Annotated in this window: 26 protein-coding genes and 1 pseudogene; 17 read left to right on the plus strand and 10 right to left on the minus strand. The window is 68.5% G+C overall.

What is annotated here, in order from left to right; all coding sequences use genetic code 11:
- The first annotated feature begins 271 nt into the window (after nt 1-271).
- The 8 genes from ACIBQ1_RS60815 (at nt 272) to ACIBQ1_RS60850 (ending at nt 6,688) form a co-directional block, all read left to right on the plus strand.
- The gene (locus ACIBQ1_RS60815) at nt 272-964 is read left to right on the plus strand and encodes a TetR/AcrR family transcriptional regulator (RefSeq protein ID WP_397292603.1); all 693 of its coding nucleotides are present in this window, start codon (nt 272-274) and stop codon (nt 962-964) included.
- Between the two features lie 395 nt (nt 965-1,359).
- Nucleotides 1,360-1,776 carry a transposase family protein gene (locus tag ACIBQ1_RS60820; protein WP_397292640.1) on the plus strand — a complete coding sequence of 139 codons (417 nt, stop codon included), beginning with the start codon at nt 1,360-1,362 and terminating at the stop codon, nt 1,774-1,776.
- Nucleotides 1,777-1,899: 123 nt separating this feature from the next.
- The gene (locus ACIBQ1_RS60825) at nt 1,900-3,906 is read left to right on the plus strand and encodes an NACHT domain-containing protein (protein WP_397292604.1); all 2,007 of its coding nucleotides are present in this window, start codon (nt 1,900-1,902) and stop codon (nt 3,904-3,906) included.
- Between the two features lie 229 nt (nt 3,907-4,135).
- Nucleotides 4,136-4,408 carry a hypothetical protein gene (locus ACIBQ1_RS60830; protein WP_397292606.1) on the plus strand — a complete coding sequence of 91 codons (273 nt, stop codon included), beginning with the start codon at nt 4,136-4,138 and terminating at the stop codon, nt 4,406-4,408.
- Nucleotides 4,408-4,953, plus strand: a complete 546-nt coding sequence (locus ACIBQ1_RS60835) for a hypothetical protein (RefSeq protein ID WP_397292608.1) — start codon at nt 4,408-4,410, stop codon at nt 4,951-4,953. The genes ACIBQ1_RS60830 and ACIBQ1_RS60835 overlap by 1 nt, the downstream gene beginning before the upstream one ends.
- Nucleotides 4,940-5,356: a hypothetical protein gene (locus ACIBQ1_RS60840; protein WP_397292610.1), complete on the plus strand. Its 417-nt coding sequence runs from the start codon at nt 4,940-4,942 to the stop codon at nt 5,354-5,356. The genes ACIBQ1_RS60835 and ACIBQ1_RS60840 overlap by 14 nt, the downstream gene beginning before the upstream one ends.
- A 2-nt stretch (nt 5,357-5,358) precedes the next feature.
- Nucleotides 5,359-6,330: an LLM class flavin-dependent oxidoreductase gene (locus tag ACIBQ1_RS60845; protein WP_397292611.1), complete on the plus strand. Its 972-nt coding sequence runs from the start codon at nt 5,359-5,361 to the stop codon at nt 6,328-6,330.
- Nucleotides 6,245-6,688, plus strand: coding sequence for a DUF6292 family protein (locus ACIBQ1_RS60850; protein ID WP_397292613.1), 444 nt, complete (start codon nt 6,245-6,247; stop codon nt 6,686-6,688). Before ACIBQ1_RS60845 ends, ACIBQ1_RS60850 begins: the two co-directional genes overlap by 86 nt.
- A gap of 114 nt (nt 6,689-6,802) precedes the next feature.
- Here the strand turns inward: ACIBQ1_RS60850 and ACIBQ1_RS60855 are convergent, their stop codons facing one another.
- Both ACIBQ1_RS60855 and ACIBQ1_RS60860 read right to left on the minus strand, forming a co-directional pair.
- Nucleotides 6,803-7,735: a metallophosphoesterase gene (locus ACIBQ1_RS60855; protein WP_397292615.1), complete on the minus strand. Its 933-nt coding sequence runs from the start codon at nt 7,733-7,735 to the stop codon at nt 6,803-6,805.
- Between the two features lie 200 nt (nt 7,736-7,935).
- A complete protein-coding gene (locus ACIBQ1_RS60860; RefSeq protein WP_397292616.1) occupies nt 7,936-8,127 on the minus strand; it encodes a hypothetical protein in 192 nt (63 codons plus the stop codon).
- Between the two features lie 127 nt (nt 8,128-8,254).
- Between ACIBQ1_RS60860 and ACIBQ1_RS60865 the strand changes: the two genes are divergently transcribed.
- Together ACIBQ1_RS60865 and ACIBQ1_RS60870 are read left to right on the plus strand one after the other, a co-directional pair.
- Complete coding sequence (locus ACIBQ1_RS60865) at nt 8,255-8,452, plus strand: hypothetical protein (RefSeq protein WP_397292618.1); 198 nt, start codon at nt 8,255-8,257, stop codon at nt 8,450-8,452.
- A gap of 220 nt (nt 8,453-8,672) precedes the next feature.
- A complete protein-coding gene (locus ACIBQ1_RS60870; protein ID WP_397292619.1) occupies nt 8,673-8,957 on the plus strand; it encodes a hypothetical protein in 285 nt (94 codons plus the stop codon).
- A 254-nt stretch (nt 8,958-9,211) separates the two neighbouring features.
- Here the strand turns inward: ACIBQ1_RS60870 and ACIBQ1_RS60875 are convergent, their stop codons facing one another.
- Genes ACIBQ1_RS60875 through ACIBQ1_RS60885 form a run of 3 tightly spaced genes read right to left on the minus strand, consistent with a single transcriptional unit; the run spans nt 9,212 to nt 11,513 of the window.
- Complete coding sequence (locus ACIBQ1_RS60875) at nt 9,212-10,000, minus strand: hypothetical protein (protein ID WP_397292620.1); 789 nt, start codon at nt 9,998-10,000, stop codon at nt 9,212-9,214.
- A complete protein-coding gene (locus ACIBQ1_RS60880) occupies nt 9,997-10,761 on the minus strand; it encodes an ABC transporter permease (protein WP_397292622.1) in 765 nt (254 codons plus the stop codon). The genes ACIBQ1_RS60875 and ACIBQ1_RS60880 overlap by 4 nt, the downstream gene beginning before the upstream one ends.
- Nucleotides 10,758-11,513, minus strand: a complete 756-nt coding sequence (locus tag ACIBQ1_RS60885; RefSeq protein WP_397292623.1) for an ABC transporter ATP-binding protein — start codon at nt 11,511-11,513, stop codon at nt 10,758-10,760. Before ACIBQ1_RS60885 ends, ACIBQ1_RS60880 begins: the two co-directional genes overlap by 4 nt.
- Nucleotides 11,514-11,621: 108 nt before the next feature.
- On the opposite strand from ACIBQ1_RS60885, the gene ACIBQ1_RS60890 reads away from it, so the two are divergent.
- Nucleotides 11,622-12,092, plus strand: a complete 471-nt coding sequence (locus tag ACIBQ1_RS60890) for a GbsR/MarR family transcriptional regulator (RefSeq protein ID WP_397292624.1) — start codon at nt 11,622-11,624, stop codon at nt 12,090-12,092.
- 21 nt (nt 12,093-12,113) lie between these two features.
- On the opposite strand, the gene ACIBQ1_RS60895 is transcribed toward ACIBQ1_RS60890, so the two are convergent.
- Genes ACIBQ1_RS60895 through ACIBQ1_RS60905 form a run of 3 tightly spaced genes read right to left on the minus strand, consistent with a single transcriptional unit; the run spans nt 12,114 to nt 13,272 of the window.
- Complete coding sequence (locus ACIBQ1_RS60895; RefSeq protein ID WP_397292626.1) at nt 12,114-12,494, minus strand: hypothetical protein; 381 nt, start codon at nt 12,492-12,494, stop codon at nt 12,114-12,116.
- Complete coding sequence (locus ACIBQ1_RS60900) at nt 12,458-12,742, minus strand: hypothetical protein (RefSeq protein ID WP_397292627.1); 285 nt, start codon at nt 12,740-12,742, stop codon at nt 12,458-12,460. The genes ACIBQ1_RS60895 and ACIBQ1_RS60900 overlap by 37 nt, the downstream gene beginning before the upstream one ends.
- On the minus strand, nt 12,739-13,272 hold the full coding sequence (locus tag ACIBQ1_RS60905; RefSeq protein WP_397292629.1) for a DUF6326 family protein: 534 nt from the start codon (nt 13,270-13,272) through the stop codon (nt 12,739-12,741). The genes ACIBQ1_RS60900 and ACIBQ1_RS60905 overlap by 4 nt, the downstream gene beginning before the upstream one ends.
- A gap of 104 nt (nt 13,273-13,376) precedes the next feature.
- On the opposite strand from ACIBQ1_RS60905, the gene ACIBQ1_RS60910 reads away from it, so the two are divergent.
- Together ACIBQ1_RS60910 and ACIBQ1_RS60915 are read left to right on the plus strand one after the other, a co-directional pair.
- Nucleotides 13,377-14,438 carry a histidine kinase gene (locus ACIBQ1_RS60910; RefSeq protein ID WP_397292641.1) on the plus strand — a complete coding sequence of 354 codons (1,062 nt, stop codon included), beginning with the start codon at nt 13,377-13,379 and terminating at the stop codon, nt 14,436-14,438.
- Nucleotides 14,380-16,320: a WD40 repeat domain-containing protein gene (locus ACIBQ1_RS60915; RefSeq protein ID WP_397292630.1), complete on the plus strand. Its 1,941-nt coding sequence runs from the start codon at nt 14,380-14,382 to the stop codon at nt 16,318-16,320. Before ACIBQ1_RS60910 ends, ACIBQ1_RS60915 begins: the two co-directional genes overlap by 59 nt.
- Nucleotides 16,321-16,539: 219 nt before the next feature.
- Here ACIBQ1_RS60915 and ACIBQ1_RS60920 read toward each other — a convergent pair whose 3' ends face one another.
- Complete coding sequence (locus tag ACIBQ1_RS60920) at nt 16,540-16,995, minus strand: Tn3 family transposase (RefSeq protein WP_397292632.1); 456 nt, start codon at nt 16,993-16,995, stop codon at nt 16,540-16,542.
- 286 nt (nt 16,996-17,281) lie between these two features.
- Between ACIBQ1_RS60920 and ACIBQ1_RS60925 the strand changes: the two genes are divergently transcribed.
- From ACIBQ1_RS60925 to ACIBQ1_RS60940, 4 genes and pseudogenes are all read left to right on the plus strand, one after another.
- Nucleotides 17,282-17,950 (plus strand): DUF4158 domain-containing protein, encoded by a 669-nt coding sequence (locus tag ACIBQ1_RS60925; RefSeq protein WP_397292633.1) that lies wholly within the window; start codon nt 17,282-17,284, stop codon nt 17,948-17,950.
- A 100-nt stretch (nt 17,951-18,050) separates the two neighbouring features.
- Nucleotides 18,051-20,480, plus strand: coding sequence for a transposase (locus ACIBQ1_RS60930; RefSeq protein ID WP_397292634.1), 2,430 nt, complete (start codon nt 18,051-18,053; stop codon nt 20,478-20,480).
- A 125-nt stretch (nt 20,481-20,605) separates the two neighbouring features.
- A pseudogene (locus ACIBQ1_RS60935) lies at nt 20,606-21,118 on the plus strand (DUF6245 family protein).
- 664 nt (nt 21,119-21,782) lie between these two features.
- The gene (locus tag ACIBQ1_RS60940) at nt 21,783-22,688 is read left to right on the plus strand and encodes a hypothetical protein (protein WP_397292636.1); all 906 of its coding nucleotides are present in this window, start codon (nt 21,783-21,785) and stop codon (nt 22,686-22,688) included.
- On the opposite strand, the gene ACIBQ1_RS60945 is transcribed toward ACIBQ1_RS60940, so the two are convergent.
- Nucleotides 22,655-23,848, minus strand: coding sequence for a cytochrome P450 (locus ACIBQ1_RS60945; RefSeq protein WP_397292638.1), 1,194 nt, complete (start codon nt 23,846-23,848; stop codon nt 22,655-22,657). The genes ACIBQ1_RS60940 and ACIBQ1_RS60945 overlap by 34 nt on opposite strands.
- Between the last annotated feature and the right edge of the window lie 102 nt (nt 23,849-23,950).

The raw sequence follows: 23,950 nt of genomic DNA on the forward strand, positions 1-23,950 counted from the left end.
AAGTCTGTCTGTAGCACTCATGACTGCTTTCCCTTCAGGTGTCGGGAGTTCTTGGTCTTGATGTGCGGGCTCCCGTGGCGTCGGCGGTGAAGCCGAACCCGCGAGGCACCGTCTTGTGGACGGCCAAGGCTCCCTCCGCTCGCACTTACGTTACAGACAATGACTGTAACGTAAGTATTCCCAGCCCGCCAGCAGCCGTGCTTGTGTTACAGTTACGGTCTGTAACGTATCTCGTACGGCATGGGCCCAGCCGTCATCTGCGAGGTGAGCCATGGTCCGAGAACGACAACCGCAGGGCGAACAACGTGGCGGCAATGGCACGACAGGCGAGACCGAACGTACGCATCCCGGAGGCCGGCCTCGCGACGCGGCCATCGACGAGGCCATCATCCGGGCCACCCGCGAGCGGCTCGTACGCGACGGCTACTCGAGGATGACGATCGGTGACATCGTCGCCGACGCCAAGGTGACCCGACCCACGCTCTATCGCCGCTGGAAGAACAAGTTCGACCTGGTGGTGGACGCGCTCGATTATGGGTTTCGCAAGCAGCGCGAGACGTACACCGTCGACCTTTCCGAGTTGGATCCCCGAGACGCGCTCGTCGAAGCCGTCCGCCGACTCGACCCCGCGTACTTCAATCCCGACGCCATGGTGCTGATGGGCAACTTCGCCGGCGAGGCGCCCCGCACCCCGGAGCTGCTGGAGATTCTGCGCGAGCGTGGTGTCGCGCCTCGTGTCGCCCTGGTGGAGGAGGTGCTGAAGCAACTGCAGGAACGCCACGCGGTCAACGCCGACATCGATACCCGCACGATCGCGATGATGTGCTTCGGCAGTTACTTCGCCGCGTTCTACGCCGGCGAGCCGAAGGAGGAGATTCCCGAAAGCGTCGTGGCCGTACTTTGGCCGGCCATCGCCACCGCACCGCGAGGGCGTTCCGGCACTGGAACCGGACGATCCAAGTAGTTCCCATGGACGGCCGTGGCCGATGTAACCGGGTGTGCGCGAGATCGGTGTAGATCCCATGCCTGTAAGTTCCGACTGTAAATGGGTCTGGCGCACTTGCTGGGGAGTGGTCACGCAGCGCGACGTCCGAGCAGCCAGTGAGCCCGTGGCCATGGTGACGTCGATCGCGATCTCGTAACTCGTCGCGCATGAACACGACTGCCCTGTCACGATCTGGATCGCCAAGATCAGGATCATAAAGAGCGGCCGTGGAGGTCATTGTGCTGCAGGAGCTCAGCGACGGGGAAGTCAATCTGCTGCACACGCTGTTCCCGCACCTGGCGGGACTGATCCTCTCCCAGGTCGAGGATCAGGGGGAGAGCGTGACGATCCTGGCTCGCACCGGACCGGTCCCGATGGCCTGCAATGGGTGTGGAAGGCCACCGATGCGGGTGCACGATCGATACCGGCGTCGTCTGCATGACTTGTCCTGCGCCGGCCGTCCGGTCCGGGTCGAGTTGGAGGTCCGCCGGTTCATCTGCGACAACTCTGCCTGCTCGGTGGCGACGTTCGCCGAGCAGGTGGCCGGGCTGACCGCCCAAGAGTGCGGCCGAACCGCCGCAGATCTTCCAGCAGCAAGGCGGGCTCCTCCAACGAGGGGAAATGACCGCCTCGTGGCATGTCCGTCCACTGCACGACCGTGCGGGATTTCTCCACGAACTCCGGGGGAGGGGGCGGACAGTGCGGATCCGGGAAGGCGGCGAACCCCACCGGCTGTAAGTTCCGACTGTACCCATTTACCGCCGGAACTTACACGCATGGGACATGAGTAGAGCCCTGTGTCGAGCGGCCTGCACCGCCGTTTCACGCCGATGTCATCTTGTGCGCGGGGCTACCTGATCGCGATGCTGTCAGGCATGGGCAGTGGTCGGAGGGGTCGATGGGTTCTGTCACCGGTGACGCTCGCGCTCATCCCGATCGTGCTCGGCCTGGTGGTGAACCTGGCGACCAGCACCTTCGAGGTGAAGGCCGCATGGTGGCCACCGCTGGTCTGGACGATCGTCGTGCTCCTCACCGCCGTAAGCGTGCTCTCCCAGGTGACCGCGGCTCGGAGCACGCCGCCTGACCGGCAGGTGGTTCTCGACAACGTGGTGGCCGACCTACGGGCCACGATCAAGCGGCAATGGCATGACGAGGCCGTGCGGGTCCTGGGGCTGGAACGCGATCCGATGCCGGTGCGCTGGAACCTCGTGGCGCAGCCCGGCTTCACGGCGAACCCGGACGACATGGCCAGTACGGCGGGGTTGAACCAGATCGGCATCACCGGCGAGACGGTCTGGTCGGGTTCCGGCGACCGGATCGGCGACGTCGTGGCCCGCTTCCGCGCTCTGGACCGGCCCCGGCTCGTGGTGCTTGGCGGGCCGGGCGCAGGTAAGACCACCCTGGCGATTCAGCTCCTGCGCGAGTTGCTCAACGGCCCGCAGGCCGACGAGCCAGTGCCCGTCCTGCTCACCCTGACCGGGTGGGATCGCGCGGAACATCCGCACTTCGGGGACTGGCTGGCCGCCCGCCTCGAACAGCGCTACTCCTCTCTGCCCGCTGCCGGGCCCGGCACGGCGCTGGCCCTGTTCAGAACCGGCCGGATCATGCCGATCCTGGACGGTCTGGACGAAGTACACGCGGAGCTCTTGCCGGACGTCCTCAACGCGATCAACGACGCACTCGAAGCGTCCACCAGAATCGTCGTCACCTGCCGGACTCCCGAATACCTGCAGGCCATCGCGGTAGGGCAATCGATCGCCGACGCGGCCCTGCTCAGCGCCCAGCCCCTGTCGGCCGCCGTCACGGCCGACTATCTCGAACGGATCCTAGCCCGCACCATCCGGCACCCCGGCTGGAACCAGGTCCTCGACCATTTGCGCGGGGAAACTCCGAGCGCTCTGACCGAGGTTGTGGCCAGTCCGCTCGGCCTCTGGCTCACGAGCACCACCTACGTGACGCCCGGCACCGACCCCGGCCCTCTCCTCGGTTTCGCCGCGCCTGCCGCGCTCCGATCTCATTTGCTTGACCGGCTCGTCCCCGCGCTCATCGCCGCCCGCAGCCCCGCCCAGCCTGACGATACCGACCTGTTCCGCCCGCGGCGGGTCTATGAGGCGTCGGATGTGACCCGCTGGCTCGCATTCCTGGCCCGCATCCTGGCCCGGGAGCCGTCAACCGAGCGTGGCATCGGCCGTGCGAGCGTCGGCAAGCGCGACCTGGCCTGGTGGGAACTGGCCGCAGCCGTCACCACCGGCTACCCGCCGGGCTGGCGGGTGACAGTGGCCATGACCATCGCGAGCATCACCTGGGGTCTGGTCATCGGCGGCCTGGTTCTTGGCTTCGGGCCGTGGACCGCGCTCGTCGGCGGGATAGGGCTGTTCCTCGGCTACCGGGAGGGGCCGGGCCACCGCGATCACGGCACCTGGTTATCCCACAGCCCTGCCCGCGCCGACCTCCGGCTGGGCGGCGGCCGGACCGGGCTCCTGCTCCGCAAGGTTCTGCTCGACCTCGCGATCTGGGTCGTCGTGCTGGCCGTCGTCGGCGCCGTCTCGGGCGTCGTCGGCTATTTCTCCAACGAGGGAGCACTCTCGCACGTGCTGGGAGCGGTGCTACTCCTGGGGCCAGCGCTCGTCCTCGTAGCCATGGTGAACGCGGTGGTGGCCTGGGCAGAGAGCCCAGTCGCTGCAGCAGGGGCCAGCACACCGCTCACCACCTGGCGCGCCGACAAGACCCTCAACCTGTTCCGGATCGTGCTGGGCGGCGCCCTGGGCGCGATCTGCGGCGGGTCCATGCTGAGCCTCGCGGACCAGCCTGTAGCGGTCGTGGTCGTCGGAACGGCGCTGACGACAGGTGCCGGCCTCGTCTACGGCGTGGTGTCGGGCAGACACCACGCCTGGCTGGTCTTCGCCACGGCACAGCGGTAGGCGCGTTGTCCGGGCGGTGATTCCAGAGGAATCACGCGGGGTGCAGCCCAAATACGAGAGAAGGGGGCGGTTCGCCCCGCCTCACGCGGGCGACCGCAGGTCGGCCGCGTGAGGCTACCCCCCTACGCGGGGGCGAGATGGCGGGGCAGGCGCAGATTCGACCGATGTGAACCATTGCTGTCTGCTGAAAGGCCTTGACCTTCCGTAACTCTGATGAGACTTTGCGACCATGGACGAGCTGTCTCGGCAAGCGCTGGAGGGCACGTTAAAGACCAGACACGCCGCCAGGGTTCAGAAGTTCGAGCTGACCAACCTACTCCCGATCGATCTGTACGCCCAAGAGCTGGACACGAGCGGCAGGCCAGGAGAGCCGATTCCGCTCAAGCAGCTCACCAGCAGGCCCGTTGGAGTGTACTTCGTTATCCGGGCGGCGTTCTCCGGGGCTTTGTCGGTGTTGTCGAGATCGACCAAGCCAAGGAGCTCCACGAGCTGTCGGATCTGATGCTGACCCGGCCGAACTGCATTGGCCCCTATCCGAAGCCGACCAAGACCACGCTGATCCCGCCTGACTCGCCGCGCATCCTGGTGGCCTGCGGCACCACCGATAAGAACAAGGTTGTGGTCAGGGAGCAGTTCTGGAAACGCGCCGCCGAGTCCCACACGCTGACTCCCAAGCAGACGCACACCATCGGATTTTCCGTCACCAGTGGCCTCGAGGAGACCACCTCGTCGCAGCAGAGCATCGCCGCTCAACTCGGCCTGTCGGCCTCGGCGGGCTGGGGGCCGATCTCCGCGAGCGTCTCGGCCAGCCTGAGCATGAACTCCACGACCTTCCAGCAGGTGACCATCACCCAGCAGGACACCCGGTACGAAACCATCGTGCTGACCAACACGACGGACCGCGTGCAAACCCTGTTGAAGTGGCAGCTGACCGACGTGATCACCATCCTGGACAACAAGGTGCCGACCGCCAGCATCGTTCTCGCCCAAGCTCCCACCCTGATCGCCGGGCCGTACGGAGGTGATCGGAACAATGACGAGCGATGACCGATGGGGTGGACGGCTCCCCGGCTTGATCGACAAGATCGTCTTCACTAATCGGCTCGACCTCCCACTCACCGTGTTTCGGCTCGACGACAAGGAACGGCAACTCCCCGCCACGCTGCCGGAGCGGGGTGAGACGTTCACCGTTCCCGCCCAGGGCAAGGGTGATCTGCTCGGCGGTGAAGACGGCCGCTACATCGTGCTGACCGCCGCCAGTGGCGCGCGGGTCTGCACCATCGACGCTAATGAACGCGGCATGTACACGATCACGTACGGAATGCTCACCAAGCCGCACGACATCGGCCCGTTCCCTGAACCCACCGCGGAGATGCTGATCCCGGCGGACTCGCCCCGTGTCCTGGTGGCCTGCGGCCACGCACCCCCTGTTAGGCGTCGTTCGTTCTGACCATGGATCGGGTTTACGACACCCCGATGGTCCACGGCGACCCCTTTGGCGCCCTGGGACTGTGTGCGAAGGCCACCAGCCGCATCAGGCTCGGCATCGGCGTGACCTCACCGGCGTTGCGCTCGGCGCCGGCCGCCGCGAGCGGGTTCGCCAGCCTCAACGCCCTGGCGCCGGGCCGGATCATCTGCGGGGTCGGCACCGGGAACACCGCCCGGTGCACGCTGGGCATGCGGCCGACCACGGCGGCCACGTTGGAGAGCTTCACCGCCGCACTGCAGGACCTGTGCGCCGGACGCACCATCGAGTACCGCGAGGGTGACCGGGTCCGCGACGTCCGGTTCCTGCACACCGGGGCGCACGTGAACACGGCCGACCCGATCGAGTTCGTCGTGGCCGCGCTAGGACCGAAGGCCGCCGCCGTCGCCGGCCGCCGCGGCACCGGCCTGATCTCCTTCGGCCTGCTGGACCCCACCGCCTGGCAAGCACTGCACGACGCCCGCCGCCACGCCGCTCACGACACACCCCGCGACCCCGACTCCCGTATGGACTCCTACCTGGTCACCGCGCTGCACATACTCGACGAGGACGAGGACGAGGACCCCCACGGCGACGCGTCCCGGGACGCGACCGGCCACGTCGTCCTGTCGCTGCTGGCCTTCGCCGCCGACACCGCTGCCGAGGCACGCGCCCTCGCCGAGCAACTCGGTCCCGAGGAACGCGAGGCGGTGAGGCGACTCCTCGACCGGCGCGGCGCCACCGCACCCGGCCGGCACACCAAGTTCTACCCCAACTACCTCGGACAGGCAGCCCTCGTACTGCAATCGGATGTGGATCGTCGAGTCAGGAAATACGCTCTGCCGCTCCGTCCGCGGCTGCCACAATCGGCTCGTGATCCAACAGGAGCGGATAGACCCTCGTGGCTACGTCGAGGCGGTCGCGGGCGCGCTGAGGGCGCTGGACGCCGATGTCAGTAACCCCCGACCCGTGAAGCTGGACCCGCCCATCCGCGCCATGCGCCTCTGGCCTTCGCGTAGCGATTATTGGGACAACGAGGAGTTCGAGGACGCTTTCCAGCTGACCATCGAGTGGGACGAGGAATACGGCTGGCACCTGTACGCGATCGAGGAACCTGGCGCCGTGCGAGGCATGGTCCACGTCCATTACGAGGTTGGCCTGGGCCTCGTGCCGGAACCTGACCTGGTCGCGCGGCGCATCCAGGAGGCGCTGACGGGCGAGTCGAACCTCTTCACCGGCCGAGGCCGCAGGCTTCGTGAGGCCGCAACCCACGATCCGGAGCTTGAGGCGAGGCTGGCCTCCCACCTTCCGTCCTGACCTGGCATGGGAGCCCGGCTCTCAGGGCCGGCGACGGGCCGATATGGCCGGTGTAACCGCCGGAATCACTGCGAACACCACGCCCAGAACGAGGAGCACGAACCCGACCAGCGATCAGGAGTGGGCTGCCACGAGCTCGGCGAGGTCCAACGCGTCCCCTCTGATGCCGGCCAGCCAATCATCTTGTACGTACTCGAAGCCGCCGGTTTCGGTGTCGAACAGACCGATGCTCCCGGCCGTCACCCGCTGCTCCTGGTTGATCGGCTCCGGCTCCCACAGGGTGGACCTGGGCCGAACCAACTGGGCGAGCGCGTAGGAGGTCGTGCAGCCGTAGCGGCGCGGGCCGTTGAGGTGATGGTAGTGGCCGCTGACATGCAGGCGCGGTTGCAGATGCTCGATGAGTGCCGTCAGCTTCGCCGAGCCCTGTACGTTCCCGCGCCGGTCGCGTGACATCCCGTAAGGGCCGTCATGGGTTACCAAGACATCCACGTCACCCGGTGCGACCGCCATCAACCGCGCGTATGCGCTCTCGTCCAGGTCCATCTTCCCCGGAACCTCGATCAGCCCGAGGAACGCCACGCGCTGCCCGGCGACCTGGACCACGTTCCCGCAGGCGACATGGCGGAAGGCACCGAGCGGGTCCACCGGCACGACCTCGGCGGCCGCCGCGTCGTGTAAGGCCGCCGCGTCGTGTAAGGAGGCCAGCCAGTCGTGATCCTCGTGGTTGCCGCTGACGAACAGCACAGAGGGAACCCGCCCGAGAGCCGAGCGCACCCCCTCGGCGAATGCCGGTGACGGATCGAGCAGGTGAAAGAAGTCACCCTGAGCGGGATGATCCCGGGCGAAACGACGGCTGGCCTCATCCCACCGATCAAACGACGGGAAGGCGCCCAGATCACCTACCTGGATCACGGCGTCGAGCCGAACCCCCAGGTGACTCTGCAGCACCACGGCCGCACCCAGCGCGTGCAGCACACAACCATGGACATCACCCAAGAAAGCGATCTTCATCGCTTGCCGACCTTTCGCGAAGAGCCATCCGGACATGGCCCAGCAATGGTCGAGCGGCGCAACGATGCGGTGTCAACCACCGGCCCTGGACCGGTGACTCACATCCCAGCGCTCGACCGCCATCTCGACGACCGAGCCAAGCCGAGCGTCGCACCAAAGCAGGAGGAACGTCAACGAATTTGCCACAAGTGGTTCGTCACCGCATCCACGCGCTCCGCACGCGGGGGGCCGCTCTGTCAACCCGTCTCAGGATGGCCGCGGCCGCCGCCACCGAGGCCCGCGCCGAGGCCCGGGCGGTGCGCGCGGAACTCACCGCCGAGCGGCATCGCTTCGACGACGAACGCGACCGGCTCCGCGAGCAGGCCGAACAGGCACGGCGCGCCCAGGCGGACGCCGACACCGCGGCGGCGGCCGCAGCGGGCCTCCAAGCCCGGCTCCAGGTCACCACCGAGGACCTGCAGGCGACACGCGGATCAGGGGCTGCCCGAGTGATCGCCTCGACCGTAAGGAGCATCCTGACAGCGGTGAGGGGCCCGGCGGCGGGCCATCGCGGTCGTGGGCAAGGTCTGGTGCCGGGCGGATGCCTCCTCTCAGCCCATCCGGGTCGGCAACCTGCTCACCACCTCCGCGACACCGGGGCACGCGATGGCCGCGGTCGACCGCGACTCGGCTTACGGCGCGGTCCTGGGGAAAGCCCTGACGCCCCTGGCCTCGGGTACGGGGTTGGTCCTCGTCCTCGTCAGCCTGGGATGATCCGAGTGATTCGGTTTCTCGTCGCGGCCACGGGCGCGAGGTCAGCTATGCCGATATCGCCGCCGGCGTCAAGTTCCCGAACGGTCACCGGCTGCGGCGGGCCGCCCGCATCGTACGGGTGATCGCGGCCAACCGGGGCGACCGCCTGGAACGGTTCCAGTCCTCAGCCGACCCCACCCGACGCGACGCCGACCGGCGCCGGGTCTGAACCACCCGCCACATGCTCTCCGGGCACGGTGATAAGTTCAGCGCCCGCGACGCGATGTCCGCCGCCCGCACCGCGATGAAGGGCATGCACCGCGCCACCACCTTCGAGGCCGGCAACGACAAGTCGATCGCGCGCCAGGAGTTCGCCACGATGGCCCAAGCCGCCGACGAGTGCATCACCGAGGTCTCCGGCATCGACAAACTCGGCCCGCAAGCGGTCCGGCGCGAGAACACCAGCCTGCTCACCCAGATCATCGCCGAGCTCGAAGCCCGGCTCACCGAGCCGGCGGCAGGTTGACCAGGAACGACCGGTCGGGAGCCCCATCATCGGCCCGACACCCGATGGGCGACACACCGGGCATGTCAGGATGAACCGCATGCCCACCGACCACAACCCTGCCACGATCCGGCAGCGTCTCGCCGACGAGCACCGCACCACCGTCGCCTAAACGCCTGATTCCTCGAGCGCGGCGCCGAGGAGGATCGGCTCAGTCGTCGAGTTCGGGCTGCCCGATCTTTCCCGTACGGCGGTGCCGTACGGGAAAACGGGTTTCAGGCTTTGATCGTGTCTGTGCGGTGCAGGCGCCATGTGGCCAGTGCGGTGAGCGCGGCGGCCGCGGCGAGCATCAGCGGGACGCCGATCGCGGCGATGGCGACGGTGTTGTCCTCGTGCCAGAGCAGGTTGGCCGGGAAGACCACGAAGTCCTTGACGGCCGGGGGGTAGAGGTCGGGCCGGTAGATGTACATACCGCCGGGCAGCGCTGTGACGACGAAGATGGCGGCTGCCGCCAGGATCGCGTTGTAGGTGTCGCGGACGAACAGGAAGGCCAGGTTGGCGATCGCCAGCATGACCACCGACAGGGCGAACACCGTCAGGCTGGTGGCGATGAACGCGACCGGCTTGAAGTCGGCCGGGCCGAGGAAGATGAGCACTCCGGCGGCCGCGGCCAGCGTCCCCACGAGGTGGACCATGGTGAGGGCGAGCACCGTCGGGGTCAGCTTGCTGACGAAATAGCGGGTGCGGCTGATCGGCTTGGTCAGATACAGGGCGAGCTGGCGTTCCTCGGCCGGGGTGATGTAGACGCGCAGCAGGTCGAACACTCCCACCCAGTACACCACGGTGAGCAGTCCGGTGTAGTCGTTGATCAGGATGGTGTGCACGCCGTTGCGGGCGCCGAAGACGACTTCGAAGAAGTGCTGGATGGTGGGGATGCCCGGCAGGAGGCCGTCGCCGATGCCGATTGCGACGAGGAGGACGCAGGCCCACAGGTGGTAACGGCGCAGCGCCGCCCGGGCTTCGAGGCGGGTGTAGGCGGCGTAGTTCGCGACGTGCGTGGTCACTGCTCCTCCCGGGAGACTTTCCAGGCGCCGAGGGCGGCGGTGGCGAGGTGGAAGGCGAGCAGCGCGGCGATCGGGGTGAGCATGTCCGCCAGGGTGAAGGTGTGCATCTGCCCGATCAGCGAGACGCCGTGGTAGAAGGGGTTGAGCCAGCCCAGCCAGGCGGAGTCGGTGTAGAAGGGCAGGAAGGCGATGCCGACGAAGGTGCCGAGCAGCAGCAGGCTGATGAGCATGGCGGGGATCTTTCGGCCGAGCAGCACGCCCATGGTGCCGGCCAGGGTGACCGCGTAGCAGGCGGCGAACAGATGGACCGTCGCCATGCCCAGATAGATGAGCGGGTCGAACCCGGCCACCTGACTGGGGTAGTAGAGGGTGCCGATCAGCGTGACCGTCGCGTAGATCAGGGCGAACAGCAGGACGGCGCCGGTCAGCCGGACCAGGAAGTAGCGGGCGCGGGTGACAGGTTTGCTCCACAGCAGCGGCAGTTCGCCGCGGGCGCGTTCGTCGGCGATGATGCCGCCGGCCAGGATGATGCCGGCGAACATCGCGACCTTGTTCATGTTCAGGTCCAGGTAGGCGAACATGAACAGGGTGAACGAGCCGTCGCCGTCGAACCAGGTCGTGGCCAGGTCCACCATGCTCTGCGGGGGTTGTTTCATCGCGATGGGGAAGGCGAGCAGGGCGTAGCAGATGACCGCCGCGATGATCTTGGCGCGGCGGGTGCGCAGCAGCGCGCGCACCTCCTGGCGCAGGAAGGTGGTCACGCCGGGATCCCTTCGCGCGCCATGGCGCCGCGGACCAGGGTGAGGTAGAGGTCGTCCATGCGCTCGGTGCCGTGGGCGGTCTTGAGCTCGCCCAGGTCTCCGGCGGCCAGCAGCTTGCCGTGGTGCAGGATGGCGACCCGCTTGGAGGCGTCCTCGATGTCGGACAGGATGTGCGTGGAGAACAGCACGGTGACGCCTTTGTCGCGGGCCAGGCCGGCCAGGTGCTGCATGAGCTCGGCGCGGCCGATCGGGTCCAGCGCGGTGCTGGGTTCGTCGAGGAACAGCACCTTGGGGTCGTTGATGAGCGCCTGGGCGAGGCCGACCTTCTGCGTCATGCCGCTGGAGAATCCGCCGAGCTTCTTCTTGGCGACCTTGCCCAGGTCGAACATGGTGAGCAGCTCGTCTATCTTGTCGCGTACCGGTCTGCCGCTCATGCCGAACATGGACGCCACATAGGCAAGGAACGTGACCGGCGTCATGTCTCTGGGCAGCGCGTAGGAGGCGGGCAGGAATCCGGAGATCCGCCGTACGGCCAGCGAGTCGGCGACGACGTCGTGACCGAGGACGGAGGCGGTGCCCGCGGTGGGCCGGATCAGGCCCAGCAGCATCTGGATGGTGGTGGTCTTGCCGGCGCCGTTGTGGCCGACGAAGCCGAACACCTCGCCGGGCGCCACGCTGAAGGTGACGTCATCCACGGCGCGGATGTCTTTGTACTGCTTGGTCAGGCCCCGGATGTCGATGGCGGGGGTCATGTGGGTGCTCTCTTTCTGAGCGTTGCAGGTACTCGCCGCAGAACATATAGAGATTTCAGAGATTTGTAAATACTCAAAGTTCTCGAAGCGTTTGGTACCCTCTGCCCTATGGACAGCAATGCGAGGCTGCGCGCGGCCGCCGAGAACCTGGCGCTGACCCTGGCCCAGGGCGGCATGCAGAAGACGACCGCCCGGGTGATGACCGCCCTGCTCTACACCGGGCAGGAGGCGATGACCGCCGCCGACCTGTGCGAGGAACTGTCCATCAGCTCAGGCGCGGTGTCCACGGCGATCAAGCAGCTGATCCCGCTCGGCCTGGTCGAACGCGTCCCCGCGCCCGGCAGTCGCCGTGACCACTACCGTTTCCGCCAAGGCGCTTGGCCGACCCTGATGTCCCAGCAGAACGCCCTGCTGGCCGTCATGCGCGACGCCGCCCAGGAAGGCATCGACGCGGCCGGCGAGCACAGCCTCACCGGCCGGCGCCTGCACGAGATGCAGGACTTCTACGCCTACATGCTCGACGAACTCGTCCCACTGATCAACCGGTGGCGCGAGCAGTACACCGCCAAGAACAGCTGACCCGACGACCCCTCGATTTCCTCAAAGGGGACAGGGGGCGACGCCCAGAACGGGCCCATACTCGCGGGGCCGGCTGGAAGCGGGCGCGTGGATCTCGCGGCGCTTGAGGTGGCGGTGGAACTGCTCCAGCACGCAGAACACGTACGCGTTGCGGTCGACCAGGTTGTCGGTGCGGGCCGGATGGCCGAACACCAGCCGCTTCCACGCCCCGGCCACCACCAGCGGGTCGATCAGCCGCAGCAGCAGCACCGTGACCGGATGGTGGCGCGAGCGGTAGGCCGGCGCGTCCGGCAGGGCCTGCATCGCCGCCAGCACCCGCGCTCCCTCAGCGTTGGCCTCGAACGCGATCACCGCGGTCAGCAGCTTCACGAACCCGGACACGGTGGCGTACTCGCTCGCCATCGCCGCTCGCCATCGCCGCCCGCCATCGCCGCCCGCCATCCGCCGTCGTCCTCGGCGTCCGGCGGCGGCACCAGCCCGGTCACGGTGGCCACCGCCGAACGCAGCTGAGCGTGGGGCACGACCGCGTCGATCATCTCCCACACCTCCAACAGCCGCACGTCCTCGCTCCACCCCTCGGCCTCCAGCAACACCTCCACCGCCTGGGCCAGCGCCTGGGCCGGCCGGGCCCAGCATCGGCGAAGGCTCATTCCGCAGGACGGCTCAGGGCGGGTGAGGTGTCCATGCGCCAGGCCTGCCGCAGGATGACGGCCAGGCACACCACTTCCACGGCGGCCAGGACCAGGTAGTGGGGTTTCGCCGATCCGCCGCCGATGATGAACGCCGCGGTCAGCGGGACCGCCACCAAGGTGACCCGCCGGATCACCGCCGGTTTCAACACGCGCGACAACACCACCATCACGATCGGGATCTCGACCATGACCGCGGATCCCACCAGAAGCAGCGGGGTGACGGGAACGCCCTCGGCATGCCCCGCCATGAGCCCCCGCAGAAATCCGGCGTTCAGGAAACTGAGGACATCCGCGTAGAGCATGGTGAACATCACGACGATCCACAGGGTGGAGAGTCTTGCTCGCACGTCACTCATTTCGGCCTCGGCGCCTTTCTGGTCGTTGGACGGGGGTCCGGGGATTCCCGGCCGGTTCCGCGCGGCCTCCGGCGATGACGGAAGCTGCCCGTACCGGTCATGGGGACAGGCTGGCGCGACGGGCGGGCGCATCGCTACGGCCGCAGGTCGGCGCCCGGATGGCCGAAGGTTGGCGGTACGGGATCTACTTTGGTCGGATTCCGCTGGACCGGGAGCGGCCGTACCCTTTGGTGGTGATGACCCCGGCAGGCCTGGACCATCGGATCCTGCTCCCCGCCGGCGCGCCCAGCGGCCCCGAGCCCGCCCCGGCGCGCCCGGCCGGACGCACCAGGCGCGACTGGGCGGCCGATGTGGCGTTGTTCCTGCTGGCCATCGGCCTCACGGCGCTCAGCGTCGTGGAAGGCCTCGGCCAGCATCCCGCACCGGTGCCGTTCGCGGTGGATGCCGCCCTCGGCGGGCTGAGCTGCCTGGGGGTGTGGCTGCGCCGGCGCCGGCCGGTCGGCTTCGCGGCGGTCGCGGTGGCGTTCAGCGTCTATTCGATGTCGGCCGCGGGGGTGGCGCTGATCGCGCTGTTCACCGTCGCGGCGCACCGGCGCGTGGCGGTGGCCGGCCCGATCGTGGCCGGGTGCGTGCTGGTGTCGTTCCTGACGCCGCTGGTCCGGCCGGACGTCCCGGTGCCGCCCTGGTGGGAGGTCCTGCTGGGCTACGCCTGCATCGCCGCGGTGCTCGCCTGGGGGATGTTCGTACGAGCCCGGCGGCAGTCCCTGCGCGAACGGGCCCGGCGGGTCGAATCCGAGCGGGAACTGCGCCTCGCCCAGGTCCGCCAGTCCGAACGCGACCGGATCGCCCGGGAGATGCACGATGTGCTCGCCCACCGCCTGTCCCTGCTCAGTCTGCACGCCGGGGCGCTGGAGCTTCGTCCTGACGCCGCGCCCGAGGAGGTCGCCCGGGCCGCCGGGGTGGTCCGCGACAGCGCGTACCGGGCGCTGGAGGATTTGCGCGAGGTCATCGGCATGCTCCGCGCCGGCCTCGACCGCTCCGAGGAGGGGCCGGAGCGGCCCCAGCCCACCCTGGCCGATCTTCCCGACCTGGTCGATCAGTCACGGCGCGCGGGCATGCGGGTGCTGCTTGCCACCGTACCGGGTCGAGTGGGCAACGGGCACGTCGCTGGGCGGCGCGCTGCTGTGGTCAGCCGATCTGCCGGACCACGAAAAACTGGGGACGGCCGGCGTCTGGGCGATGGCCGCCTGCGGGCCGCCGGGCCAGGCCATGGTGGCCGTCGCATCCTGGGGCCGTGACGGTTGGACCTGGGACCTGGGATCGGGCAGATGCGTCGGCAGGCCCGCATTCGACGACGGAGGGGTCGAAGCCCTGGAGACCGAGGTGCTCGACGGTCGTCGATCGCTGATCGTCAGCGGATACAGCATCGTCGGCGACCTCGTGCGGGCGAGTGTGTGGGTGATGGACCTCGACTCCGGGCAGCGCGTCGGCTCACCGTTTGTCACCGAAGGAAACACGAGCGATCCTCTGGCCGTCACCACGGTGGCGGGCCGTCCGGTCGCGATCTCCGGCGGATCGGCGGTGAGGGTCTGGGACCTGCTCGCGGGGCGCCCGTTGGGCACCCCGTTCGCGGCGCACAACGGCACGAGGGTGATCTCGATCGCCGCTACGACCCTGGACGGCCGCGCGGTCGCGGTCACCGGTGACGACAACGGCCTCGTGCATGTGTGGGATCCCCTCAACGGGATGGAGGTCGCGGCACCGATCGAGACGTCCGGCAAGCCGGAAAGCCTGCTCACCCTGTCCCTCGACGGTCGCCCCGTCGTAGTCTGCGGTGGCGGCGGCTACGACGGCCCGGTCGAAGTCCGGGATCTACGCGGTGGAACACTCGTCCGCGAACTGCTGCCCGAAGGCGTGCTGGCCGGGCGCGGCCGGTCGCTCGCGGCCGCTGAACTTCATGGCCGCCCGATCCTGGTCGCCGTTGACCGCGATGGGTGCCTGCGCGTGCTGGACCCGGCCACGGGTGAGCCGTTGTGCGCGCCCTTGCCGCCGGGGCGCGGAAGACCCGATGCGGTTCGCGTGGCCGAGGCCGACGGCCGTCCGATCGCCGTCACCAGCGGCTTTCACTCGCCCGTGGTGCAGGCATGGGACCTGGCCGCCGCGTGTGCCGCACCCGCCGCCGGGCGGCCACGCAGCCTGCCAGGCGACATCACCGCCCTGACGGTCGGTAAGATCAACGGCCGCGAGGTCATCGTCACGGCTCACCATGACGACCCCGCCAAGGACCCCAGACGGGGCGAGGGCTATGTGTGCGTCACCGACCTGGCCGACGGCACTTCGATGGGACCCGCCATACCCACCGGGGAAGGACAGATCCGGCTCGCCCTGGCCGACCTCCACGGCGCCCCCGTCGCGGTGATCAACTGTAACCAGCGATTCGAGCCGCGACTGCTGCGCCTGCCCGGCGGTCAGGACATGAACATCACCTTCCGGACCCCGCACTACAAGCAGGACCACCACGGCCACATCACCGCAGTCGCCACCGGCCACCTGGACGACCGCCCCGTAGTGGTGACCGGCGGAGGGCGCAACGAAGCGCGCGTGTGGTTCCTGGACGACGGCTCCATGCGCACGTCCGTCACCGGGCGAGGTGATGAGTACACCCATGTCGCTGCCGTAGCCGTCGGCTCGCTACGAGGCCGCCCGGTGGCGGTCACCGCCGGACACGGATTCGACGCGCCCGAGATCCGGGTGTGGTGGCTGTCCAGCGGCCGAGCGGTCTGCCAGCCGGAGACCGGTCACAACGGGGCGGTGAACGCTGCCGCGATCAGCGCCCTGGACGGCGTCCCGGTCGTGGTGACCGGCAGCGCGGATCGCACCGTCCGGGTGTGGGGTCTGGACAGCGGACGGCTGGTCCGCGATCCCCTGATGGGGCACACGGCGGCGGTGCTGGCCGTGGTCGTGACAGAACTGGACGGCCGCCCGGTCGTGGTGGCCGGGAGCGCGGATCGTACCGTCCGGGTGTGGGATCTGGACAGCGGCCGTCAACTACAGCAAGCGGACCTGCCCGGCGCGGTGTCGCACGTCGCCGTCGCGTCGGATGGCCGGCTGATCGTGGCGTTCGGTGACGACATCGCCGTCCTGGCACTCCAAAGCCTGGCAGCGGAGAGGGAGTCGTGAGAAGGCCGAAACGCACGCCCAGGAAGCATAAGCCCGGCATTGCAGACGCACGAAGGGCGTCATCGAAACGGGTGAAGATCTTCGCTGATGACGGCCGCTATCGCAAGAGCCTGCGCTGCGTCGACCCGCCGCAGTGGGCGACACCCGGGGACGGAACTCCCGCCACCAGATGCGGCAGCGTGGCAGCGTGGCAGCATCGGACAACGACACGATCGTGAACTACTGCGGTCCGCCCAGCTGCGCAGTAGCCGCGCCGCCGCCCAGCGGCAGACGCTTGCCCACGTCCAGCCGCACCTCGCCGTAGGGCTGGACGTGCTGCCAGAACAGCGGAGTCAGCCCGCGCCGGTCGGCGGGCTTGAGCAGCGTGGCCCACTCCGGATCGGCGAGGACGTCCTGCAGCATCAGGGTGTTGATGTAGACGAGCGCGGCCTGCAGGGCGGCCTGGAAACGGGCGTGCGCGTCCGGGAACAGCTGCTGGGCCCGCTCTTGTTCCTGGCGCGTCTGTTCGACGCCTTCCATGAGTCGCGCATGCTGGGCTAGGTAGTCGGCGTGGACCTGGTTGACCGCGACGCCGTCCTCGACCCACACGGTGACCACCTTGTCGTCGGTCAGCGGGAAGGTGGCCTGGCAGGTCGGGCACAGACGGGTCCGGGTGTCATGCTGGCTGGCGGTCATGTCCATCACCTCTCAGGATCGGGGAGCGCCTGAGCCGTTGCCCGGGGTGGGTAACCGCAGCAGGCCGCCGTCGAAGGCCAGATGGAACACGGCGCCCAGGCGTACGGCCGCGAAGTCGGGGTCGACCGAGGCGATCGTGGGGGTATCGGGACGGAGCGCGGCCTCCAGCAGGCAAGAGAGGATGGGGCCGGCCGGAATACACCAGAAACGGGCCGCGTGGTGGTGAGAGGGGTTGATCGTTAAGGTAGGAGCGCTGCCAGCTCGGTGATCTTTCCGGGGGTTATGGATGACGTCGATCGATCGGACGGCGTATCCCCGGTTTGCGCGGGTGATGTCGGCCCGCGGGTTGGCCGAGACCTTCACCCCCACCGATGACGAGGTGGACTGGGCTCGGAGCCGTACCCAGGACGAGCAGCATCTGCTGGCTCTGCTGGTGTGGTTGAAGTCCTACCAGCGGCTGGGCCACTTTCCGAAGCTGGATCAGGTGCCGTCCGCGGCGGCCGCGCACGTACGCGGCATTCTGGAATTGCCGGAGTCGGTCGGGCTGGAGCAGGCCGCGGAGCGGTCGGCCAAGCGGCACCGGCAGTTCGTGCGGGAGCGGCTGGGCGTGGTGTACGAGCCGGCCCGGGTGCGGGAGATCGCCGAGGAGGCGATCCGCAAGGCGGCCCAGACCAAGGACAATCCGGCTGACCTGATCAACGTGGCGTTGGAGGAACTGGTGCGGGTCCGGTGTGAGTTACCGGGCTACACCACGTTGGACGCGATGACCGCGACAATCCGCACGGAGATCAACACCGGTTTGTTCGCGATGGTCGCGGGCCGGGTGGACGGGGCGGGGCGGGCACGTCTGATCCGGCTGCTGCTGGTGGATCCAGTCAGCCGGCGCAGCGAGTTCGACAAGCTGAAGGAGGTGGCCCAGGCCGCCTCGCTGACGAAGTTCAAGACGCGGCTGTAGTTCTTGCGCCACCTGGACGCGCTGGGCCCGACAGAGGAATGGCTGGAAGGCGTGCCGCCGGGCAAGGTGGCGCATTTCGCCGGTGAGGCGAAGGTCACCGATGTGGCCGATTTTGCGCAAGGTGGTAGCCGAGGACAAGCGGCTGACGCTGATCATCAGCCTGCTGTACACCGTGCGGACCAGCACCCGCGATGAGGTGGTGACCATGTTCTGCAAGCGCATGGCCGCCATCCACAAGAAGGGCCGCGACCAGCTGGAGGCGTTGCGCGAGGCGCATCGGGCCGAGTCCGAGCGGCTGCTGGGCGTGTTCGGCGAGGTGCTGTCGGCGGTCCGCGAGGCCATGGCCCCGCCCGGCGCCACCGAGCAGGAAGACACCGAGCAGAGTTTGGAAGCCGGAGGACAGGGTTCGCAGGCGAGTGGGGACGGCCAGGGCGGCACGGCGGTTGAGGGCGTCGGCGGCGATGCCGCTGGGGACGCTGGCAAGGCCGAACCGGGATCGGTGGTGGCCGAGCGGGCGGGGCGGCTGGTGCTGAAGAAGCTGGAGCAGGCCGGCGGTCTGGAGGCGCTGGCCAGCGCCCACGAGGCCGTCTCGGCGCATCACGGCAACAACTACCTGCCGCTGCTGGAGCGGCACTACCGCTCGCACCGGCCGGCGCTGTTCACGCTGGTGGACTCGATCGAGCTGGAGGCGACCAGCGCCGAGCGCAGCGTGCTGGATGCGGTGAAGTTCCTGCGCGCGCACCGCAACTCCCGCTCGGCCTACCTGGCGGAGACGGTGACGGTGGAGGAGAGCGGCCCGGACGGCGAGGTGGTCGAGCGCACGCTGGTGATCGAGGTGGAGGCGTTCGCCTCGCAGGCCTGGCGCAAGATCCTGCGCGATGCCGAGCGTCCCGGGTTGCTGGTGCGGCGTCATCTGGAGGTGTGCGTGTTCTCCTACCTGGCGGCCGAGCTGCGCAGCGGCGACATCGCGGTGATCGGCTCGGACTCCTACGCCAACCTGCACGCCCAGTTGATGTCGTGGGAGGAATGCGAGCCGCACGTGGCGGCCTTTTGCGAGCAGGCCGGCATCCCTGCCGAGGCCAAGGCGCTGACGAGCCATTTCAGAAGCCAGCTCAGCGCGATCGCCAAGGAGGTGGACGCAGGCTATCCGGGCAACACCGACCTGACCTTGGAGGGCGGCCGTCCGGTGCTGAAACGCCGCAAGGGCGCCGACCGGCGAGAGTCGGCGATCAAGCTGGAGCAAGCCATCCACGACCGGCTGCCGCAGCGCGCCCTGCTGGACATCTTGACCCGGACCGCGTACCTGCTGGGCTGGCACCACCACTTCGGGCCCGCATCCGGCTCGGACCCGAAGATCCGCGACGCGATGGCCCGATACGTGCTGACCGCGTTCACGCACGGCAGCCTGCTGGGCGCGTCCCAGGTGGCCGCGCACATGCGCGGGCAGGTTAGCGTGCACGAGTTGTCGCTGGCGGGCAACAAGCACGCCACCGCAGGCAAGATCGACAAGGCGTCCGCGGTGGTCATCAATGCCTTCAACAAGCTGGACGTGGCGGGCATGTGGGGCGATGGCAAGGTTGCGGCCGCCGACGGCTCGCAGGTGGAAACGTGGGAGAACAATCTCCTGGCGGAAACATCGGTTCGATATGGGGGGTATGGAGGAATTGCGTACAGACATATCTCAAATTCCTATATTGCCCTCTTTAGTCATTTTATCCCGTGTGGGGTGTGGGAGGCGGTATACATCATCGAAGGGCTGCTGCGTAACGAGTCCGACATTCAGCCCGATACCGTGCACGCAGATACCCAGGGGCAGTCGTTGCCGGTGTTCGGGCTGGCCGCGCTGCTGGGCTTCGATCTTCTGCCACGCATCCGTAACTGGCAGGATCTGATCTTCTATCGGCCGGACGAGCGCGCCCGCTACACGCACATCGAGCCGCTGTTCGGGGAGGAGGTGATCGATTGGGGGCTCATCGAGACGCATTGGACGGATTTGCTGCGTACGGCGATCTCCATCCGGGAGAGCCGGTTGTCGTCGGTGACGCTGCTGCGCCGGCTGGGTAACCATTCGCGCAAGAACCGGCTATATCGGGTGTTTCGGGAGCTGGGGCGGGCGATCCGTACGATCACGCTGTTGCGGTATTTGTCGCAGCCGGAGCTGCGCGAGCAGATCACCGCGATCACCAACCGCACCGAGGCGTTCCACGGTTTTGCCGAGTGGCTGATGTTCGGCGGCAAGCTGATCGGCCACAACGACCCGGACTACCAGGAGAAGGTGATCAAGTTTAATGAGCTGATCGCGAACTGCGTCATTTACTCGACGGCCTGCGATATCACCGATGCGGCCAATCAGCTGGCCGCCGAAGGGGAGCCGGTGGACATCGACGACCTGGCTACCATCTCGCCGTACATCACCCATACGGTGCGCCGGTTCGGCAACTGGGTGATCAATTTGACCCCGCCGGACCAGGCGCCGACCACGCGCTTGGATCTGGAGCCGCGCGTGCTGTTTCCCGCCGGCCCGGCGTGAGGTAGCCCGGCCGGGTTGGCCGGTTATGCCCGTACCGCAGGCGCGGGCGGGCTACGGTGAGCGCCATGACCGCCGTGCCTCGCTCCGAGGAGCCAGCCTCGGTGCAGCAGTTGGTGTCCGCCCTGATGGCGTTGGGCGTCTACACGGGCGAGGGCGAGCAGGCCGAGCATGACGCCGAAGCCGAACGCCTGGGCGAGCGCCGCTACCAGGCGCGGTTGGCCAACGCGCTGCTGGGCGCTGCGCAGATCGAGGCGATGCTGGCCGAGACCCTCGCCGTCGGCGAGGTGGACCTGGCCGAGGCGCACGACCAGCAACTTCTCACCGCGGGCGTCCGCGACGACCCGGTCAAGCTGACCGCCTTCCTGTAGTGGCAGACCCTGCGGGTGCCCGGGCCGTTGCGGCTGGTCGCCCAGGACGCCAGCACCGGCCCGATCCCGTTGGCGGCCGCGCACGCCTCCGAGGGGCTGCAGCGGCTGCTGGGGGTCGTGGCGGCCGGGCAGGTGCCCAGCGTCGAGCAGGTCAAGGAGCACGTCGCGCAGATCGAGGCGGCTCGTGAGTGTTTCGTGCACGCGATCGGCAACATCGACATCCTGCTCGACATGCTCGGCGGCCTGCACACTCTCCTCGGCGACGACTGACTCCCTGGTCAGCGGGCGGACCTGGTGTCGGCCGGCCCGGCCAGCAGGAATACGCCGCCGTACGGGCACGTGTTCACGCTGGTGTCGCGGAGTTGACGGCTGTGGTGGTCCACCACTGGCGTAACGGGGCGGTGCCGGTGCCTTTGGCAAAGGAGCGGTCGGGGCGCCGAGGAACTGGCGGGTGATCGGGTCGAGGCCGGTGCGCTGCAGCAGGTGCGGTGCGGGGTCGTCGACAGGCTGGAGCCAGCGGTAGCCGTACTGCAGCATGACGGCGATGCGTGGCTGGCCGGAGGTGTTGATGCCGCCGGCGTGTCAGGTGCGGTTCTCGAACAGGACGACGTCGCACGGCCCAAGTCGGGGGTGATCGCGGCGGACGGGTCGATCGCACCGGCGGCGATCGCAGGCGGCTGGGAACGAGGTGGCTGCCGGGCAGGAACATGGTCAAGCCGCAGTCGGTGGTGATGTCGGTGAGGTAGTGGGCGAGCTTGATGGCCATGCGCGGGGTGTGGGGCCAGTCGAGGTCGTCGGTGACGCCGTACATGTCGCGGTGCCAGCCGGGCCGCTCGGGGACGCGGATGGTGCGGGCCGGGCCGGAGAGCAGGGCGATCAGGTGGACTGACAGCAGGTGGATGTTGGGGCTGAGCAGGTCAGGAGGGCGGGCAGGGTGGCCGGGTTCGCCGAAGGTGACGAGATCTTCGGTTCGGCTCTGCCGCGGGCGCTGCGCGCGTTTGCCGGCGCGGGGAAACCGTCGCTGGGCACCGGTTCGCTGGCCGAGTACGCGGTGTTCGAGGCGGACACACCGTTGCTCACGCACCAGCCGTCGGGACTGTCCGCACCGGACGCCGCGGCGCTGGCGACCGCGGGGTTGATGGCACGTGCGCTGATCACCACGGCAGAACCGAAGGCCGGCGAAACCGTGCTCGTCGTCGGCACGAGCGGCGGCATCGGCACCGCGCTGATGCCGCCGCTCGCCGCCGCGGGAGTGCGGGTCATCGCCACCTCCACGGCTGCGGACCGGGAACTCCTGCGTCGCCTCGGCGCCGAGGCGACCATCGGCTATGAGGACGCGTACCCGGCCGACGTCGACGCCGCGTTCAACCTGGCGTTGTCCGGTGAGGCGCTGGCCGGGCTGACTGCGGCCGTCCGTCCAGGTGGCTGCCTGGTCACCGCCCTCTATCCGGCGCCGCGGCCAGATCAGGTCGGCCGCGACGACGTGGACCTGAGACTCGTGCTCGTCTCCGACGGCGAGCTCGGCGGCATGCGTGAGGTCGCCGAGCTGGCGGTGGACGGCACGCTGCCGGCCACGATCAGCCGTCGCTACACCCTCGACGAGGCCCCGCGCGTGCGTCGACTTGGTCCGCGAGCACACCATCGGCAAGCTGGTCGTCACGATGTAGCGTGCGCTTGTCCATGGTGGCTCCCATGTCCATGGTGGCTCCAGGCGGGGCGGGCACGCGATCGGCAGGCTCGGCACGGAGACCTGCGTCGGCGTGCCCGGCCTCGCCGTTCAGATCGGCTGCGTGCGTACTGTCGTGGTCACCAGGTGACCGGTAGGTGGTGGGGGCCGTAGGTGATCGTGTTGTTCCGGAACGCGATCTGGTCCAGCGGTACCGCCAGCCGCAGGTTCGGCAGCCTGCGTAGCAGTGCGGGCAGGGCGATCTGCAGTTCCACACGGGCCAGGGGCTGACCGAGGCACTGGTGGGTGCCGTAGCCGAAGGCGAGGTGGCCGCGGGTGTTGCGGTCCGGGTCGAAGGTGTCGGGGTCGGCGGAGAAGGACGCGTCGCGGTTGCCGGCGGGCAGGTTGATGAGCACGGCCTCGCCGGCCTGGACGAGTTGCCCGCCGATGGTGATGTCCTGCGTGGTGACGCGGTAGATCCCGTCCTGGACGATGGTCAGGTACCGCAGCAGTTCCTCGACGGTGTTCGCCACCTCGGTGGGGTCGGTGGCGGCGCGAAGCCGGGCAAGCCGGCCGGGATTCTCCAGCAGGGCCAGGGTGCCCAGGGCGATCATGTTGGCCGTGGTCTCGTGTCCGGCGACCAGCAGCGTCAAGGCGTTGACCACCACGGTGTCGCGGCTGATCTCCCCTGCGGCGACCCGCTGGAGCTGCCGGCTGATCAGGTCGTCGCCGGGCTCGCGCTCCTTGCGTGCCACCAACTCGTACATGTAGCCGGCCAGCGCCGTGACGGCCGCCTGCTGCTCCTGGCCCGTGACGTCGGCGGTGACCATGGTGTTGCTGTGGTCCTGGAAGAACGCGTGGTCCTCATACGGCACCCCGAGCATGAGAGAGATGACCATGGACGGGACCGGGAAGGCGTAGGCGCTCACCAGATCCGCCGGCTGCCCCGCACTGATCATCTGTTCCAGGAAGTGGTCGACCTGCTCCTGGATCAGCGGGCGCAGCCGCTCCATCTGCTTGACGGTGAACTCACCGGTGAGCATCCGGCGCAGGCGCAGGTGTTCCGGGTCGTCCATCCGGATGAAGGCTTGGGCCACCTCGGACCCGGCAGCGGGCGGGAGGGGAAAGCCCGGCGTCCGGTCGTCCGCGCTCAGCCGCGGGTCGCTGAGGGCTTCGCGGATGTCGGCGAACCGGCTCACGACCCACACCGGCTTGCCACGCCACAGTGCCCGCCGCAGGCCCTCGCCTTCGCGCCAGTCGGCGTAGTCGGTCGGCGGATCGAAGGGGCAGCGCCCGGACCTCACACCGGGGAACGGGGGCAGCTCGATACTCATGGGTTTACTCCTGTGTGTCCAGTAGTGATTGGTGGTTGATCGAAATGAGTGATTGACGATCGGTTGCGGAAGCTCGTCGTCGCTTGCCGGTGGAAGTCCGGT

The organism is Nonomuraea sp. NPDC050153, from assembly GCF_044460125.1.
Taxonomy (GTDB): domain Bacteria; phylum Actinomycetota; class Actinomycetes; order Streptosporangiales; family Streptosporangiaceae; genus Nonomuraea.